Raw genomic sequence first — 18,340 nt, 5'->3', positions numbered from 1 at the left:
CATTATTTGATAAAAATATACAACTTTATTAAAGGGCACTACTGTCCCAAATTGCGTAGTTTTTTGCCAGAAATAAGATTATCTTCAATCTTCTCTAAGCTAGTACCTTTTGTTTCAGGTACAAACATTCTTAAGAAGAATATAGAAGCTAAACAGAATGCAGCATAAACTAAGAAAATAATAACATCACCGAATGCTACTTTAGTCATAATAACATTTGAATTAGCAATCACAACTCCTGCAAACGTCCAGTTAACAACAGTTGTAACAGTCATACCTATTTCTCTAGTTTTAATAGGGAAAATTTCAGAACAAAGAGTCCATGCAACAGGCCCCCATGAACAAGCAAAACCAAAAATATATACCAAACAAGATATAAGTAATACATACTTAATAAAATCAGCTGGATCTTGAGTATGTTTAATGAAATAGAAACAAACCGCAGAAACTATTAGTGATGACATCATTACAACAGCACCAACAGTTAAAAGTTTTTTTCTACCCCATTTTTCAACCCATTTGATAGCTGGGAATGTAGATAAGAAATTAACTAAATATACTGCTAATGCGGCGACTAATACATTAAGTCCAACATCTGATAGAAAATGTGGTGCATAATAAATCATCATATTAATACCAACTAACTGCTGGAACATTTGAATGATTACACCAACAATTAGTATTTTCCAAAAGTATTTCTTAGCTAAACTTTCTACTACAGAGCCATGATCTGTATTAAGAACTTTTTTAGTTTCTGCTATTTCAGCATCAATCTCATGAGCAGCTCTTAGTTTAGTCAGAACTTTATGAGCTTCTTGGTCTCTACCTCTTGATAATAACCATCTTGGACTTTTAGGCAAGAAAAAACACCCAACAAACATCAAAAATGCAAAAACAGTAATAACACTAAACATCATGGATAATGAAATTTTTTCATGACCTAACCACATTACGATAATTATGTTAGTTAGAGAAATTAATAATATACCAAAAGTAATCATCAACTGGAATAATGTTGAAATTGATCCTCTAATCTTTGTTGGAGCAGTTTCGGCAAGATACAATGGCGTAGCAAAAGATGCTAAACCAACACCAAAACCAAGTAGAAATCTACAAAATGTTAGTATGTTTATTGGAGGCAAAAATGATGATACTAAAGCCCCAACAAGAAAAGCAAATCCTGCAATCATTAGCGTGTTTTTTCTACCAAAAAATTTAGTAAAAAAACCACTACAAATAGTACCTAATATACCTCCAGTTGCTAATATAGCATTGAAGCTACCAGCAGCCTTTGCATCCAAACCATAAAGTTTGTTAAGAGTATCACCTGCATTACCGATAAAACCCTGATCCAAACCAAATAGTAAACCTCCTAATGCAGCTATTGTTGCTATTAGATAGACTATCTTTTTATATTCCTGATGAGCATCCATATTTCAACCTCTCTAGTTACTCAATAATTTACAAAATTAACTACCAATCTTAGCTAGACGCTTGCCAGCTCTTAGATTATTTTCAATTTCTTCCAATGAAACATCTTTTGTCTCTGGTACAAAAAACTTCACAAATAGTAAGCAAACTATACAAGATATAGCAAATCCAAAGAATGTACTATCAGGATGGAAAGTTAACCAAGTTAGTGCAAAGTTACCAATAATAGCATTACAAATCCAGTTACTCATAGTTGAAGCTGTTACACCAAAGTCTCTACCCTCAATAGGTTGAATCTCAGAACATAAAATCCAAATCACAGGCCCCATAGATATCGCAAATCCAAAAATAAATAATAGACAAAAAATTAACGCAGTCCATTGTAGTGTCTGAGATAAAACCATTGGCTGACCATATGCAAAGTGAGCTTTAAATATAAACCCTACTACTAGGCATGATGTAATAAGTAGACTTAAACCAAAGTATAAAATAGGCTTACGTCCAAACTTATCAACGTACTTAATCGCTAAGAATGTAGTCAACATATTAAGTAAACCAATTACTATTGTAGATGTTGAAGGATTAGTAAATCCTGCTAACTTAAAAATATCAGTTGAGTAATACATAAAAGCATTCATACCTGTAAATTGTTGAAATGCTTGTAGAGCAATACCTAGTAATACTACTTTTATAAAAAACTTTTGCTTTAGTAGAGAAAAAACACTAACACCTGTATGAGTTGTTTGTCTAATCTCTTCATGCTCTTCTAGAGCTTCTGCTTCACTTGATCTTATCTTCTTAAGAACTAACGCAGCTTCTTCATTATTACCCTTTAATACCAACCATCTTGGGCTTCTTGGCAATGTCAAACACCCAAAAAACATTATCACAGATGGAACTGCTAATACTGCTAACATTATTCTCCATGAACCAGTACTTTCTAATGCAGAGTTTGTCAAGAAAACCAAAAATAAGCCAATAGTAATCATTAACTGATACAAGGCTATAAGTGCTCCCCTAAACTCTTTAGGTGCTATCTCAGATAGATATAATGGAGCTATAAATGAAGCTATACCTACTGCTATACCCAAAATAAATCTTGATGAAATAAATACTTCATAATTAGGTGCCAAAATTCCCACAATTGTAAATATAGAAAATATAGCTGCTGCAATTAATAAGACTTTTCTACGACCATAATGCTTTGATAAAAAGCCACTACACAATGCTCCACATGCAGCACCTAATAATAACACACTAGATACATGGCCACTCTCAGCTACGCTCAAGTCAAATGTCTGGGATATAAAATGTAATGAACCATTTACATAGCCAATATCCATACCAAAAAGTAGACCAGCAAGTGCTGCTATTATAGCCACACGAATGACTACAAAATTAATTTTTTTTTCACTCTGCATACAAACTTCCTATATTAATTTTTACTAAATACTCCAGTTACTCATGATATACTATACTCAAAATACAAAACAACATTTTTTTAATTATAAATGAAGATTTCAGCTACAGTCTCACAACTAAAATCCTCCCATCGTCGTAAAAATATTTTGACTAACGAATGGGTATTAGTGTCCCCTCACAGATTAAATAGACCTTGGCAAGGTCAATCAGAAGAAACACAAAAAAACACCCTTCCTGAGTATGATGATAAATGTTATCTTTGTCCAACTAATACTCGAGCAAATGGAGAAGTAAATCCTGACTTCAAAGAAACTTTTGTATTTGAGAATGATTTCTCAGCACTTTCTAAAGAAAAAATAGATCCTAAACTTGAAATAAATGATGATTTATTTAAATTAAGTAGTGCTGCAGGTATTGCTAAGGTTGTTTGTTTTTCTGCTAAACATAATCTAACAATGGCGTCAATGCAAGAAGAAGATATAACTAAAGTTGTAGATTTATGGGCGACTGAAGTCAATCAACTCAGTAAAAAATATCAGTGGGTACAAGTTTTTGAAAATAAAGGTTCAATTATGGGTTGCTCAAATCCTCATCCTCATGGACAAATTTGGGCTTGTGATTTCTTACCTACAGAAGCTCAAAAAGAGTATGAGTCGCAACAACAATATTTTGAGAAAAACAAATCTAGTATGCTGATAGATTACGCCGATAGAGAAATAAAGGAAAAAGACCGAATTGTTTATCAAAATGATGACTGGTTAATTGTTGTACCATTTTGGGCAACATGGCCATATGAAACATTATTACTACCAAAATTCAAATGTGCTCATATTAATCATCTGAATAATTTGCAAAGAAAATCACTTGCTAATGCTCTAAAAGTACTATTAGTAAAATATGATAAGCTATTTGATACCTCTTTCCCATATTCAATGGGTTGGCATGGTTCAATAAATGCTACAGAGTCTGATTACTGGCAGCTTCATGCACATTTCTATCCGCCATTATTACGTTCAGCAACGGTTAAAAAGTTCATGGTTGGTTTTGAAATGCTTGGAGAATCACAAAGAGATATTACTCCAGAGTTAGCAGCACAAGTTTTAAGAGAGCTATAATTATGATGGACTGTATCAAAGATAATCTAATCAATCGTTTCGTTAGACTTTATGATAGAGACCCCAAAGTTTTTTTCTCGCCTGGCAGAGTAAATTTAATTGGAGAACATACTGATTATAATAATGGTTATGTAATGCCATTTGCTATCAACAAAGGTACTTTTATATCTATCGCAACAAGAAGTGACAATATTGTAAATGTTTATAGTGAAAATCTTGATGACTCAACTTCTTTTAATATCAATGAAATACAGCAAGAAGTATCAAACACATGGCAAAACTATATAAAAGGCGTTATAAATATAATTAAATTAGATTTCTATAAAGATATCAAAGGAGCAGATATTTATATCTTTAGTGATTTACCTTTCGGGGCTGGTCTTTCATCATCTGCTTCATTAAATACTGCATTAGCTTATGCTTATAATGAGATTTATGAGCTAAACATATCTAAGCTTGAGCTTGCAAAAATTGCTCAAAAAGTTGAGCATGAATATATTGGTACAAAATGTGGAATTATGGATCAGATGGCTTGTTTATTTTCAAAGCAGAGTGCTGCAACAATGATTGATTGTAATGATAATCATTGTGACAACATACCTTTTGAGCTTGATAACCTATCGGTGCTTATTTGTGATACAAATATTAAACACAATCTAGCAGATTCTGCTTATAATAAACGTCGTCAAGTCTGTGAAGATATAGCTAAATTTAATAATATAAAATCCTTACGCGAGCTAAATATAGAAAAATTAGAGCATACTAAAGCTAATTTTAACGAAGCAGACTATAAACTGGCATTACATGTTTACACAGAGAATCAAAGAGTGGTAGATGCTACTAGTGCAATGACAACTAAAGATTGGAGTAATTTAGGTAAACTAATGTACCAATCTCACAACTCTTTAAAAAATGATTATAAAGTTAGTTGTAATGAGCTTGATTACTTAGTCGAGCTATCTCAAAGTTTTGCTGGAGTATATGGAGCTAGAATGACCGGTGGTGGCTTTGGAGGCTCAACCATACACCTTTTGCCAACCAAACTTTTGAAGGATTATACTGAGTACTTAGAAAAAAACTATTCTAAAAAGTTTAATATAAAGCCTACTTTTTATATTTCAAAAGCTTGTCAAGGGACACACAAAATCTCCGATAAATAATATTTAAGAAAAATAGTTGAATAACAACTAATTATTAATTGTCTTAGCTAATATTTTCTGAATTGGCTGGTAATATTTTGAATCTTTAACAAGTATATAGCCAGTATCACTATTAGAATCTGTAAGATAAGCATGTTCAAATATATTTGAAATTGTGAGTGGCTCATTTTTTGCATTAGCAATCCCTAGATAGTAATTATAGATAACTCCTCTAGGATGTTCTTTCGATATCTCAACTTTAGTTTTTGATCCACCTTTATCTTTTATCTCTTGAGAACTTAAAGAAGTTACATGAATATACATTCCTTCTAAATTGTTGCTATTTGTCAAGTAACGTAGATAAGAATCTAGATTGTAGCTAAACTCTATAGCTTTTATTATACTTTTAGGATTTTCAGGTTGATCGTAAATATCTATGACAACATTTTCAATCTTAATTTGACCCTTATATTTATCAAACCACTCTTTTGCACTCAAATTCCAGTTATTATCTTGATTAAAGATCTCATAACTTCGCTCACTATTATATGATAACCTCTCATAGTCACGATGATCCTCTGATGAGTTATAGCTTATCTTTATACGAAAATTTACAGTATTCAAATCATAGTAGTTAGCTATAAAATTACTATCTATGTATTTTTCAATCTTGGGCATCAATATACTCTCGCCACAATTATCACTATTTACATTATACTTCCCATCTATGCTAGGTACAGTTGGATTGGCATTTATAAGATTATTATCAAGTTGATTAGCTACAAACACAGTACACTCATTCACTTTTTTACTTGATAGCCAACCAGTATCGACATACTCTCCTAGAACTACTGATAACCCTCGATCATATGTTCTTTCAACCTTATATTGTCTATCGTATTTTTTCTCAGCATAGTTTTGAGCAATATCTTTAATTTGCCCGCCAGTTGTTAGAGCAAAACTATAACAAAACTGTATAGGAATAAATAAAACTGAGACTGCTATTAATATCTTGTTTAATTTCATAGAAATTCAAGCTCATTTAAAATAAAAAATGTTTGATTATCATTATAACTAATTAATAATTTAAATGTTAATTAGAGTAGGTAATAGATAAGGATTAATTTAACTAGAATATATCTTTGACTTTTTCTAATAACTTAATTATTTCTTGCTCAGTATATGGTTTGGACTGAATATTACCCCACACAGGAGCTGGCCATACAGGATCATTTTCGAAACGTCCTACTACATGAATATGCATTTGCTTAACCACATTACCTATAGTAGCTACATTTAACTTATCTACTTTATATTCGTTAACTATAAAGTTAGATATTTTATTAATAATCTTATTGATATTATATTGCTGTGAATCATCAAGCTGATACCACTCTGTTCTATCTGTAAATGGTACAACTATGAACCAAGGTACTATAGAATTATTCATTAGCAAAATTTTACAATCTAAGTATTCGCAAACTTCAAAAGTATCTGCCTCTAAACGAGAATCTAGTTTAAACATCAAATAGTTTCCTTACTTTTTCTAAATCCTGAAGCGTATCAACACCTGCAGGAGTTGGTTTAGCTGATTGTTCAACAGCAATTTTATAACCATTATATAATACTCTTAATTGCTCAAGAGCTTCATATTTTTCGATTGGTGATATTGCAAGCTCCGCATAGTGCTTCAAAAAGCCAACTCTATAAGTATATATACCAATATGCCTAAAGAATTCAGATATACTAACTTGATGATTCTCTGAAAAACCTCTTTCAAAAGGGATTGAGGCTCTACTAAAATACAAAGCATAATTATTTCTATCAAAAACAACTTTGACATTATTTGGGTTGTATATATCTTCTGCTTCAGTAATTCTCTCACATAATGTTGAGACAACTGCTTCTGGCTTTTCGATTAATAATTGTGCTGCTTGTTCGATATTTTCAACAGGGATCAAAGGTTCATCACCCTGTACATTAACAACAATATCTTCATCAGCAAAACCTAGCTTAGTAACAGCCTCAGCTATCCTATCTGTACCTGACTCATGATCATCTCTTGTCAATATTACTTTTGCACCAAAATTTTCTGCAACTTCTTTTATTTCTTGAGAGTCTGTAGCTATAATTATGCTCTTAAATTTTGATTTAGCTACCTGCTCATATACTCTTTGAATCATTGGCTTACCAGCAATATCTGCAAGCATCTTGCCAGGTAGGCGTGTTGATTTAAGCCTAGCAGGGATTACAACATGAATATTAACCATATTTTTTCACCTCTTCTAGAGTTAGTTTTTTGGCTTCTTCAACTAACATTACTGGAATATTCTCACGAATTGGATAGGCTAATTTATCAGCCTTACAAATTAAGAGTTGATTTTCTTTGTCATAATGTAAGCTTGAGTTACAAACTGGACAAACTAATACATTTAAAACTGAATGATCCACTATTTCACCTCTATTATAAATTCATATTTATCTGCTACTTGTTCTGCTTTTACAAGTATATAATCATTCACTTTACACCATGCTGGAATATCATGCATAGTCCCAGGATCTGTACAAACTACTTTTAGTTGTTCCCCTGTCTGCATAGCTTTCAAAGTATTTTGTGTTTTGATAACTGGCATCGGGCAAAGAAGTCTTTCTAAATTTAATTGTTGCATTATATATACCACTCTTTTTGAATTTCATCAGCAGGCATTGGCTTAACTACAACTTCCTTACTAGTACTGTCAAGATAGTTAAACACCATTGTTACGCTTTCAGCATTTTTACCCTGAGTAAATCTGCCTAAAATTTGTGCCGTAAAATCTTCATCAGCCTTGTCAAAGTCGCCATCAATAAGAATTAAAGGACCTTGATGAGATGAGCAGTATACATGAGTAAATTGATTTTTATAGCCATTTAAATAATTATTTTCACCTTCTTCACGACCGATTATAAGTTTATATTCAGGTTTATAACGAATATGTCTACCTACTTTAAGAAGCATGATATCATCAAATTCATACTCTTTTGAGTTACGCGCCTGCCATAAATCAACTAGTTTATCAGAGTATTGTTTATCAGTAAGAAAACAACATCCTCCAGCAGGAGATGCATAATCTTCTATACCCCAATCACGCGCCATTCTCATTTGATCTTTTCTGCCTCTCCCCTTGATTCCCATCAGCTTAGATCTATCAACCCAACCTTCTCTTTCAGGTTTTGTTTCTGGTAAGTTTTTAGCACTCAAAGGTCTAAGTAATAAATCATCTACTCCTGATTGTTTTTGAACAACTGGCATTGTACTTTTACGCTGTGACATTGGTCTTTGACCTATTACTTCACCTGTAATTATAAAATCAAAGCCATTTTCCTTTGCCCATTCTTTTGCTTTACGAACCATAAAAATCTTACAATCTAAACATGGATTCATATTCGCACCATAGCCATATTTAGGATTTAGTAAGACATCTTTGTACTCTTCAATCACATCAATAATATGTAACTTAATCCCTAACTGCTCAGCAACCCATAGTGAATTGTTACGTTTTTGCTTTTCTTTATCTTGCTTACGAATTGCGTGAGTATGTCCCTCAACACAAAAACCAGTAAAAAAATTTATGCCTTCTACATGTATACCCTGCTCTAGCATCATCTTTGTTGCAAGCATCGAATCAAGACCACCAGAGATTAGTGATACTGCTTTAACTTGTTTCTTTTCCATTATTATTTTTGTCTAATTAAATCAAATATTAAATATTTGTAATAATTCTAACATATCGACATTTTATAACTATAGTTTTGTAAGATTTGTATTTTTATTTAGACTGTTTAAATTTCTGATTATAAGACTGGGCTGCATAATACCCAACTATTGATCCAAGCATTGATCCAGCAATTAAATCACTAGCAAAGTGAAAGTATTGTAGCAATTGCGTAACCACGACTAAAAATGCCAACAATGTCCAAAGCCATCTATACTTTGGAAATAAAATCCACATACTTACACTAAATGAAAATATAAATGTAGCATGACCAGATGGAAAAGAATTATTTATATTATCAAATGTAAACCAATTGAATCCATATAAATCATTTCTAATCAAAGAAGGATTGTTCTTAAAAGTTTCCGTCCAATATCTACCAAAAATCCCCTTTAGAATATCTTTAATAAATTGTCCAATTATAATTGCATTAGCTACTAGCAAAAATTTTGTGTCAGTATCTACTACTTTTTTGAGTATAAGCTTAATGAAATAGTATACATAAAATACAAATACCAAAACTTTTATAAATGAAATAATATCATCTGAAAAAAACTTCATAATTGTATATTGTCGAGAATTATGCTCATATAGAAACCAAACAATTTGTCTATCGACAAAGAAATAACAGAAGAATATTGAAAATATTCCTAAAATAACTAATAGCAAACTTTTTTTATTCATTTTTTTAATTTGATAGTTTTTAAAATGCGAATATTCTACGCCATTATGTTGCTGATGTTTAGTATTTTTTAATGAAAACATTCCCAAATCTCTTGAGCTAGTTTTTTACTAATCCCTTTGACTTTTGCGATTTCATCAACAGAAGCTCTAGATAGTTCTTGCCAGCCTCCAAAATACATTATCAAAGCTTTACGGCGCTTTGGTCCAACTCCTTCTATTTCTTCAATAATTGATGATTGTCTATTTGCACTTACTTTTTTACGCTGACCCTTAATTGCATGATCATGAGCAGAGTCCCTAACTTGTCGTAATAATAAAAACCCTGGATTGTGTTCATCTAATGTATATTCGGTATCATCAAAACCTTTGTAGATTTTTTCTTTACCACTTATACGCTCAACACCTTTACCTAAACTTACAAGCTGGACTTTATCTTGAATTCCATACTCTCTAAAAACTGCTTCTGCTTGATGAATCTGCCCTTTACCACCATCTATTATCATAACATTAGGAAGATTATCAGCTTCTAATCCTGAACTAACTCGACGCGATACTGCCTGATGAATTGCTGCATAATCATCACCTGCTTTGATATCTTTGATATTGTATCTGCGATGAGATTTACGATCTTCACCCTCATCTGTATATACTACACATGACGCTATAGTTGCCTCACCTTGGAAATGTGAAATATCAAAACACTCAATACGCTTAATATCTTTTTCTAACTCAAGAAATTCTTTGAGTGATTCTAAGCGTTTTTGATACTGAGATTTTGAACTTGTGTAGATGCTTAACTTTTGTCGCGCATTTACCTCAGCTAATTTCAACCACTTAAGATTGTCAGCAGCTGGTACAACTATCCAATTTATGGCTTGACCAATTTTTTGAGAGATACTATTCATAAGATCAGTAATATCAGCAAACTCAACTTTTGATATGATTATATTTTTAGGCCAAATATTACGAATTTCATCACCTAAATAAAAATGTGATAAGAATGCATGCATTATTGAAGTTTTATCCTGCCCTTTGGCATCGATACTCCAATGTCTATCTGCGACAACATCACCATTTTGAATTTGTAATAAGGCTATACTTGCATAGCTATCTTGCATATAGATACCGATTACATCAAATGTTTTATCTTCTTGAATATCGACTATTTGCTGCTGCTGTAGTTTGCGTAATATCACTAACTGGTCGCGATATACTTGAGCCTTTTCATACTCCATATCTTCAGAAGCCTGATACATTTTAGCTGAAATTTCTTCTAAAACACTACTAAACTTCCCAGCTAAAAACTTCTTCAAAATAGCTAGCTGTTCATCATATTGCTCTTGAGAAACCAAGCCTACACATGGTGCTAGACAGCGTTTAATTTGATATTGCAAACATGGCCTAACCCTAGACTTATAGTATGAGTTTTCACATTGACGAATTGGAAAAATTTTTTGGATAATATTTAGAGTATTCTTAACTGATGATATAGATACATAAGGTCCAAAACATTGACCTTTTTTATATGCTGATTTACCACGATAAAAAGATACTCTAGGAAATTTATCACGAGAAATTACTAGATATGGATAACTTTTATCATCTTTAAATAAAATATTATATTTAGGGCGATGTTGCTTAATGAGATTATTTTCTAACAAATATGCTTCATAGTCACTAGGAGTAATAGTTATCTCAATTCTAGCTACTTGCTCTACCATCATTAGAGTTTTACTATCTTTCGCGCCTTTAGAAAAATAACTATTTACCCGATTCTTAAGATTCTTTGCTTTACCAACATAGATTATCTCGCCGTGCTTATCAAGCATACGATAAACACCAGAGTGTGTGGTTAAGTTTGCCAAGAAACTTTTTAAATCAAAATCTTTAGAATTATCCGCAATCATCTAATTTTATTAAACAATAAGTTTATGAAAAATGTTAACATATATAAATTTTTATACTAACTAAATAGACAAGTTTAAATTTCTATAAGTATTTTAACTAAAAAAACGATGATAATTAATACAAATAAACAATTAAATAATGTGATTAAAATTCTTAAAAGCACTTCACAAATAGCTGTAGATACAGAATTTTACTGGATGCGTACATATTACCCAGAGCTTTGTCTTGTACAAATAGCTACTGAAAATGAAATCTTTTTGATAGATACTCTAGAAGATCTTGATTTTAGTAAACTTAAAGATATTTTTGAGGATACGAATATCCAAAAAATAATCCATTCTGCAACAAATGATATCCCGATTATAAGAAGATTTTTTGATTGTGAAGTTAATAATATTTTTGATACTCAGCTTGCAGCTTCATTTTTAGGTACTCAATCGCAAATATCTCTCAAGGCTCTACTCAAAGATATACTTGATATTGAAATGGAGAAAGAATCACAGTTTTCAGACTGGCGTAAAAGGCCACTTTCTCAAAAGCAGTTTGACTATGCTCTAAAAGATGTTGAGCATCTTATAGAAATCAAATATCATCTTAAATCAAAACTTAATCAAACTGATTACAAGCAATACTTCTATGAGGAACTATTAGAGATACAAAAAACAGAATTTAACACTGTTGAGAATATTCACAATAAAATTGGTAATATCCAAAAATTTAGTGAAAAAACACAAAAAAACGCTATATTAGTAGCTCAATGGCGTGAATCTATGGCTCAACAAAAAAATATTCCTGTTAGATTTATTTTTGATAATAAAGTTCTTTATGCTATAGCTCATAAAAATCCTAAGTCTTTAAACTCATTTGATACTGAAGAACTAAAAAAACTTAAGCCTTGGATCAAAAAAAGTATAATAACAGTTATTAACTCTAAACAGAGTCTAGAGCATATAAACTTAGAGCAAAAATCTGGAGCTAAAATCTCCACCGAGATAAATGATAAAATAACTACTTTTTTTGATAATCAAACAAGAAACTTCAAGTTTGATGCTTCATTAATAGCATCAAGAAAAGATATTCGCTCAGTAGCATATAATCTTAGTATCGACCCTAACTACTCGGGTAATAAGCTATTAGTTGGTTGGAGATATGAAATAGTTGGTAAAAATTTAAAAGAGTATATACTTGATACCATAAAAAATATATAACATATTCTCTGCTATCTACATATGAAAAATATAACTCGAGATTCTAAATTATTCCCTATAGTATTGGCATTGTTTGCTGCCCTTCCGCCACTAGCTGTCAACACTTACGCTCCTGCTATTCCTCTGATAGCTAATGACTTTGGTGTTAGTAATAGTACTGTTCTTACAACATTTGCAACATATTTTATTGGCTTTTCATTTGGTATGCTTTTTTGGGGAGCTATCTCTGATAAATATGGACGCAAAAAAGTTATTATCATCGGTAGCGTAATCTATATCATAAGTACTGTCTTATGTTCGTATAGTTATAACTTCAAAATGCTTGAAATAATGCGTTTAATACAGGGGTTATCCGACTCAGTAGGTGCTGTAATAGCCTTCTCAATTGCTCGTGACTGCTACAAAGGAGCCAAACTTACAAACCTTGTAGCATCGATAATTATAATATTGTTAATAGCCCCCATAGTAGCTCCAATAATTGGTACTATTCTTACAAATTTAACTCATACTTGGCAAAGTACATTTCACTTTTTAACTATATATGGTGTAGTTATGCTTCTATGTGCTTTTCTAATCGAAGAAACTCTAGAGTCTAAAGATAGAAAATCTAGCCTAATAAAATTAATCCCAAGCTACTTCCAACATTTAACTAATCCTCGCTTTATGCTTGCTACAATCGCTAGTGGAACTATTTTTGCGACTCTTTTTATCTTTATATCATCATCAGCTTTAATATATTTAGGTGATTATGCTACCGGATCTTTATGGTACTGTATCTACTATGGAGTTTGCTGCTTAGGCTCTATACTTGCAAATGTTATTATCAAAAAGAACTCACACCATGTTCAACAATTAAAATTTTTATACTATAGTGTCATATTAATAGCGTTAAGCTGTATTATTTTGATTCTATTTAATGCTCTAAAACTAGACAATGCTTTTATCTATACTGTTATAATGTTTGTTTTGTGTGCTAGCGTTGCTTTTAGTTCAACTCTTATTTATTCATTTGCAATAGATCAAATTGATCATAGTTTTGGTACAGCTAATTCAATTGTAAACTTTATCAAAAATATGATTGCGGCAAGTGGTAGTTACTTTATAAGTTTCTATCATGGTAGAGACTTGGTAGTAGCGTCACCAATTGCTCAGTTCATCTTTGCATTAGCAACAGTTATACTACTTTTTGGAATTTATAAGCTAAATAAAAAAGCTAATAGAAGCTAAACCTCTACAGAATACGCCCTTTCTAACAAATACTCTTTCTTGACTACTTGTAGAGCTTTCTCATTAGTTGACTCAAGCACTACTTCTGGAGCTACTCCATTTTGATATGCCTCTAACCATCTCAACGCACATAGACACCATTTATCTCCAGGTTTGAGTCCTGGAAAATCAAATAAAAGATTAGGTGTAGACAAGTCATTGCCTCTTGATGCTGTATACTCTAGAAACTCTTTGGTCATAATGGCACATACAACATGTAAGCCATGATCATGATTATCAGTACGACAAAAACCATCTCTATAAAACCCAGTCTTAGGCTCTAAACAACACGGCTTCAATATACCACCTAAAGCATTTTTTTGTTCTGACATATTTTTTAAAAAAGATTGTTTTATTAAATATAATAAAGCAGAAAAATAATGAAATAAATATTTTAAGATTAAAGTTTTGAAATATCAGCTACACCAACAAACATTTTATGAATAGTTGCAAGTAATGCAATTCGATTATCTCTGACACTGGCATCATCATCCATAACCATAACATTTTCAAAAAACTCTGCGATAACCTTATCTAAACAAGTCAAAAGCTCTAAAGCATAGTTATATTCTCTATTACCTAGATACTTATCAAGATCAGCGCTTATTTCTTCTATGCTATAAGCAAGAGCTAGCTCATACTCATTGCCTACTGTTTTAGCTATCTCAATATTATAAGAGTACTTTTTATCTTCAGATGCGTTCTTACTAAGAATATTAGCAACACGCTTATTTGATGCTATAAGACTCTGAGCTTTATCTGTAGATATAAAACTAGTTACAGCCATTATTCTAGCTGCAAAATCCTTGATTGAATCATATTTAGTATTAATTACTGATTCAAAGATATTTACAGCAACACCCTCATCTTTATATAGATTTTTTAGTCTATCTAGACAGAATGATACTACTTCTGCTTTTATATCAGAACTAAACTCTAAGCTATTCACTTCTTTATAGCTATCTAATGCAATTTCAATAACCTTTTCTAAAGCTATATCAATATTTGTATCTCTTAGAATACGCAGAATACCAATCGCTGATCTTCTTAGAGCAAATGGATCTTTATTTCCTGTTGGTTTTTGACCAATTCCAAATATCCCAACTAAAGTATCTAACTTTTCTGCTAGTGCAACACAAGCTGCGACATCAGTCCTTGGTAATTCTGCACCAGAATATTTTGGCCAGTACTGCTGTTCTATAGCATCAGCAACGATATCTGTTTCACCATGTGCTTTTGCATAATACTTGCCTATTATCCCTTGTAAATCAGTAAACTCAAATACCATATCAGATATCAAATCAGCCTTAGCTAATAAACCAGCTCTGTAAGCTTGTTGGCTATCTACATTATTCAAATCTGCTAATTTCTGTGCTGTATTAGCAATTCTTTGAGCTTTTTGATACATATTTCCAAGTTTATTTTGGAATGTAACATTCTCTAATCTAGGTAATAATTGTTCTAAAGATTTCTTCAGATCTGTATCATAGAAAAATGCCGCATCAGCTAATCTTGCGTTCATAACTTTTTGATTACCAGATGTTACAAGCTCAGGCTTCTTACTCTCAATATTTGAGATTGTAATAAAATTTGCAACAAGATTATTATCACTATCTAATAATGCAAAACACTTTTGATGTTCTTCCATTGAAGATATCAAAGCCTCTTGCGGAACTCTCAAGAAATCTTTATTAAAACTACATAGCATAGCATTTGGATATTCTACAATAGCGCAAACCTCTTCAACAAGATCATCATCCAAAATTACTTTATAGTTATTTTCTTTAGCTATCTTTTTGGCTTGTTCAATTAGCATTTGCTTGCGTTTCTCCCAATCGACAAGAACTTTGGCTTCAGCTAATACTCTCTCATATTCAGCAATCTCATTGATAGATATTGCATCAGGATAATGAAATCTATGTCCATAAGTAATATTAGAAGCTTTATGTCCTAAAATCTCAATATCAACAGTCTCACTACCATATAATGCTAGCACCCAATGTACAGGTCTCACAAATTCAACAACAGAATCACCCCAACGCATCATTTTTGGAATCGGTAATTGCTTAAGTGCTTTTGTAATAATTTCTTGCAACAAAGAAACAGTTAGTTGACCAGATTGTATAGTTTTATAAAAAAGTTTGTCACCTTTTGGAGTTTCGATTCTATCTAATTGATCAAGCTCTACTCCACAAGAACTTGCGAAACCTAAAGCTACCTTTGTTGGCTCACCATCTTTATAAGCGATACTAACTAGTGGGCCTTGCTTTTCAACAACTATGTCTTCTTGAGACTCAGCTAAGTCTTTGATTATAAAAGATAATCTTCGAGGTGAAGCAAACCACTTGGTACCGCCAAAACCAACTTTTGCGTCTTTCAATTGAGTTTCTACACTATTTAACAAAGACTCTGCTAAACTGCGTAATGCTTTTGGAGGTAGTTCTTCTGTCCCTAATTCAAATAAAAAATCTTTTGTAACTTTGCTCATTTACAAACCTTATAGATAAATGTTTATTTTATTAATACTCTCAAGTATGCTGAAAAGTATAATTGTTATATATATTGCGCTATATTATAACTTAATAAACCAAAGAATTTAACTAAACATCTATGTTTATTGATACGCATTGTCACTTAGATTTTACTATTTTTGATAAGACACGAGATGCAATATTACAAAACAGTGATGAATTAGGTATTACTCACTTTATAAACCCTGCTACTCAAAGAAATAATTGGGACAATCTAATTCAACTTAATCAACAATATAATAATATCTCTATTTGTTTTGGCTTACATCCAGTATTTATTAATAATCATAGTATCTCTGACTTAAATACTTTAGAAGAATATAGTAATAAACACTCAACTAAAATAATTGGGGAAATTGGTCTAGATAAAAGATTTGAAAATTTTGATAAACAGATAGAATTTTTTTCAGTGCAAATAGCTATTGCTAAAAATCTCGATAAACAAGTAATTATTCATGCTGTAAAATCTCATAATGAAGTTTTACGAATCATTAAAGATTTAAAATTTATTAATGGTGGTATTATTCATGCTTTTAATGCAAATGACACTATAGCACAACAGTATATAGATCTTGGCTTTAGATTAGGCATTGGAGGAATTATCTCTCACCCACAATCAAAACTTAAACAAACTCTACAAAAGATTAACCCTAAAAATATTGTTTTAGAAACAGACTCACCTGATATGCGACTTTATACTAGTTCTGAAGATATTAACACTCCAGAAAATATACCTACAATTTTTGAATTGCTTAACGATATTTATCAACTAAATCCTGATATACTAAAACAACAAATTTATAATACTAGCTTAGAATTTATCTAAAAAATGTATATAGCCAACTTACGCTTACAAAACTTTAGAAATATTCCTTTTAAGAGTTTTGATTTTAAAAATAGTATAAATTTTATAGTTGGTAAAAATGGTTCTGGCAAAACATCTATTCTTGAGTCGATATATTTTCTGTCACATAGTAGATCATTTCGTAGCTCACAGCTTAATCGTATAATTAACCATGACAGTGATGAATTTATAGTCTATACAAAAGCTTATAACCCTGATGAAGTAGTCATCTCACTATCACGTAAAAAAAATAGTAATAATATTTCAAAATTAAATAGCGAAATTCAAAAAAATCATACTGAAATAACTCGTGTTTTGCCTATTCAATTAATGAATCCTGAAAGTTTCAATATCATAAACTCTGGCGCTCAACAAAGGTGTAAAGTACTTGATTGGGGCGCTTTTTATCTTGATAAAACTTTTTTAAAAATATGGCAACAAACTAAATTTCTTATCAAGCAAAGAAATTCTGCTCTTAAACAAAACTACCCAAAGGCTTATATCAACGGGATAGATAAAAAATTATGTGAGTTTGCTGATATTCTAGATTACAAAAGACAAGCTTATTTTATAAAACTAAAACCTAAAATATATGAAGTTCTGTCACAATTTAATCCAGATTTAAAACTTGATATAGATTACTTCCGTGGTTGGAACTCACATAAAAGTCTAGTACATGTTTTAGAAGAATCATTTGACTCTGATAATAGATACAATGTCACTAATCACGGTCCTCACAAAGCTGATATAGTTTTAACTATAAATCATAAACCAATACAAGATATCTTTTCCCGTGGCCAACAGAAACTACTGATTTGTGCAATCAAATTAGCACAAGGAGAGATTCATAATTCAGAAAATGAAAACAAATGTATTTATCTAATAGATGATATAACATCTGAACTTGATAGTACTCATACAAAAACTCTCTTTAGCTATCTCAAAAATCTAAAATCACAAGTTTTTATTACGACAACAGAAAAAAATAAAATCATCGACTTTCTTGATTTAGATAGTCATATCATCGAAATATAGGA

18 protein-coding genes are annotated in these 18,340 nt (G+C 31.4%); 6 read left to right on the top strand and 12 right to left on the bottom strand.

All coding sequences use genetic code 11. The features are described from left to right. Nucleotides 1-38 precede the first annotated feature (38 nt). Complete coding sequence (locus tag IMS64_RS03910) at nucleotides 39-1,433, bottom strand: sugar porter family MFS transporter (protein WP_211490960.1); 1,395 nt, start codon at nucleotides 1,431-1,433, stop codon at nucleotides 39-41. Between the two features lie 36 nt (nucleotides 1,434-1,469). Then, complete coding sequence (locus IMS64_RS03905; RefSeq protein WP_211490959.1) at nucleotides 1,470-2,852, bottom strand: sugar porter family MFS transporter; 1,383 nt, start codon at nucleotides 2,850-2,852, stop codon at nucleotides 1,470-1,472. Nucleotides 2,853-2,942: 90 nt separating this feature from the next. On the opposite strand from IMS64_RS03905, the gene IMS64_RS03900 reads away from it, so the two are divergent. Both IMS64_RS03900 and IMS64_RS03895 read left to right on the top strand, forming a co-directional pair. Then, a complete protein-coding gene (locus tag IMS64_RS03900) occupies nucleotides 2,943-3,968 on the top strand; it encodes a UDP-glucose--hexose-1-phosphate uridylyltransferase (RefSeq protein ID WP_211490958.1) in 1,026 nt (341 codons plus the stop codon). A gap of 2 nt (nucleotides 3,969-3,970) precedes the next feature. Continuing rightward, complete coding sequence (locus IMS64_RS03895) at nucleotides 3,971-5,128, top strand: galactokinase (RefSeq protein WP_211490957.1); 1,158 nt, start codon at nucleotides 3,971-3,973, stop codon at nucleotides 5,126-5,128. Nucleotides 5,129-5,155: 27 nt separating this feature from the next. Here the strand turns inward: IMS64_RS03895 and IMS64_RS03890 are convergent, their stop codons facing one another. The 8 genes from IMS64_RS03890 to uvrC form a co-directional block, all read right to left on the bottom strand. Then, on the bottom strand, nucleotides 5,156-6,133 hold the full coding sequence (locus IMS64_RS03890; protein WP_211490956.1) for a hypothetical protein: 978 nt from the start codon (nucleotides 6,131-6,133) through the stop codon (nucleotides 5,156-5,158). A gap of 103 nt (nucleotides 6,134-6,236) precedes the next feature. Next, nucleotides 6,237-6,632 carry an HIT domain-containing protein gene (locus tag IMS64_RS03885; RefSeq protein ID WP_211490955.1) on the bottom strand — a complete coding sequence of 132 codons (396 nt, stop codon included), beginning with the start codon at nucleotides 6,630-6,632 and terminating at the stop codon, nucleotides 6,237-6,239. Beyond that, entirely contained in the window at nucleotides 6,625-7,377 is a 753-nt protein-coding gene (gene kdsB / locus IMS64_RS03880; protein WP_211490954.1) for a 3-deoxy-manno-octulosonate cytidylyltransferase, read from the bottom strand. The genes IMS64_RS03885 and kdsB overlap by 8 nt, the downstream gene beginning before the upstream one ends. Next, entirely contained in the window at nucleotides 7,370-7,558 is a 189-nt protein-coding gene (locus IMS64_RS03875; RefSeq protein WP_013923253.1) for a Trm112 family protein, read from the bottom strand. The genes kdsB and IMS64_RS03875 overlap by 8 nt, the downstream gene beginning before the upstream one ends. Next, complete coding sequence (locus IMS64_RS03870) at nucleotides 7,558-7,776, bottom strand: sulfurtransferase TusA family protein (RefSeq protein WP_042523174.1); 219 nt, start codon at nucleotides 7,774-7,776, stop codon at nucleotides 7,558-7,560. Before IMS64_RS03870 ends, IMS64_RS03875 begins: the two co-directional genes overlap by 1 nt. Then, the gene (locus tag IMS64_RS03865) at nucleotides 7,776-8,822 is read right to left on the bottom strand and encodes a tRNA (5-methylaminomethyl-2-thiouridylate)-methyltransferase (RefSeq protein ID WP_211490953.1); all 1,047 of its coding nucleotides are present in this window, start codon (nucleotides 8,820-8,822) and stop codon (nucleotides 7,776-7,778) included. The genes IMS64_RS03870 and IMS64_RS03865 overlap by 1 nt, the downstream gene beginning before the upstream one ends. A gap of 94 nt (nucleotides 8,823-8,916) precedes the next feature. Then, a complete protein-coding gene (locus IMS64_RS03860; protein WP_211491085.1) occupies nucleotides 8,917-9,546 on the bottom strand; it encodes a phosphatase PAP2 family protein in 630 nt (209 codons plus the stop codon). Between the two features lie 68 nt (nucleotides 9,547-9,614). Beyond that, nucleotides 9,615-11,453 (bottom strand): excinuclease ABC subunit UvrC, encoded by a 1,839-nt coding sequence (uvrC, locus tag IMS64_RS03855; RefSeq protein WP_211490952.1) that lies wholly within the window; start codon nucleotides 11,451-11,453, stop codon nucleotides 9,615-9,617. Between the two features lie 108 nt (nucleotides 11,454-11,561). Here uvrC and IMS64_RS03850 point away from each other — a divergent pair, with 108 nt between their 5' ends. Continuing rightward, a complete protein-coding gene (locus tag IMS64_RS03850) occupies nucleotides 11,562-12,662 on the top strand; it encodes a ribonuclease D (RefSeq protein WP_211490951.1) in 1,101 nt (366 codons plus the stop codon). 21 nt (nucleotides 12,663-12,683) lie between these two features. Then, nucleotides 12,684-13,889 (top strand): multidrug effflux MFS transporter, encoded by a 1,206-nt coding sequence (locus IMS64_RS03845; protein ID WP_035736066.1) that lies wholly within the window; start codon nucleotides 12,684-12,686, stop codon nucleotides 13,887-13,889. Here the strand turns inward: IMS64_RS03845 and IMS64_RS03840 are convergent. Both IMS64_RS03840 and glyS read right to left on the bottom strand, forming a co-directional pair. Continuing rightward, nucleotides 13,886-14,260: a DUF2237 family protein gene (locus IMS64_RS03840; protein WP_211490950.1), complete on the bottom strand. Its 375-nt coding sequence runs from the start codon at nucleotides 14,258-14,260 to the stop codon at nucleotides 13,886-13,888. The two genes, IMS64_RS03845 and IMS64_RS03840, sit on opposite strands and share 4 nt — an antisense overlap. A gap of 68 nt (nucleotides 14,261-14,328) precedes the next feature. After that, nucleotides 14,329-16,416 carry a glycine--tRNA ligase subunit beta gene (gene glyS, locus IMS64_RS03835; RefSeq protein WP_211490949.1) on the bottom strand — a complete coding sequence of 696 codons (2,088 nt, stop codon included), beginning with the start codon at nucleotides 16,414-16,416 and terminating at the stop codon, nucleotides 14,329-14,331. 122 nt (nucleotides 16,417-16,538) lie between these two features. Here glyS and IMS64_RS03830 point away from each other — a divergent pair, with 122 nt between their 5' ends. Then, a complete protein-coding gene (locus IMS64_RS03830; protein WP_211490948.1) occupies nucleotides 16,539-17,285 on the top strand; it encodes a TatD family hydrolase in 747 nt (248 codons plus the stop codon). Between the two features lie 3 nt (nucleotides 17,286-17,288). Next, nucleotides 17,289-18,338 carry a DNA replication/repair protein RecF gene (gene recF, locus IMS64_RS03825; RefSeq protein ID WP_211490947.1) on the top strand — a complete coding sequence of 350 codons (1,050 nt, stop codon included), beginning with the start codon at nucleotides 17,289-17,291 and terminating at the stop codon, nucleotides 18,336-18,338. Nucleotides 18,339-18,340 lie beyond the last annotated feature (2 nt).

It is taken from the genome of Francisella philomiragia (assembly GCF_018135955.1).
Classification (GTDB): domain Bacteria; phylum Pseudomonadota; class Gammaproteobacteria; order Francisellales; family Francisellaceae; genus Francisella; species Francisella philomiragia.
This window is presented reverse-complemented; position numbering and strand designations above follow the sequence as displayed.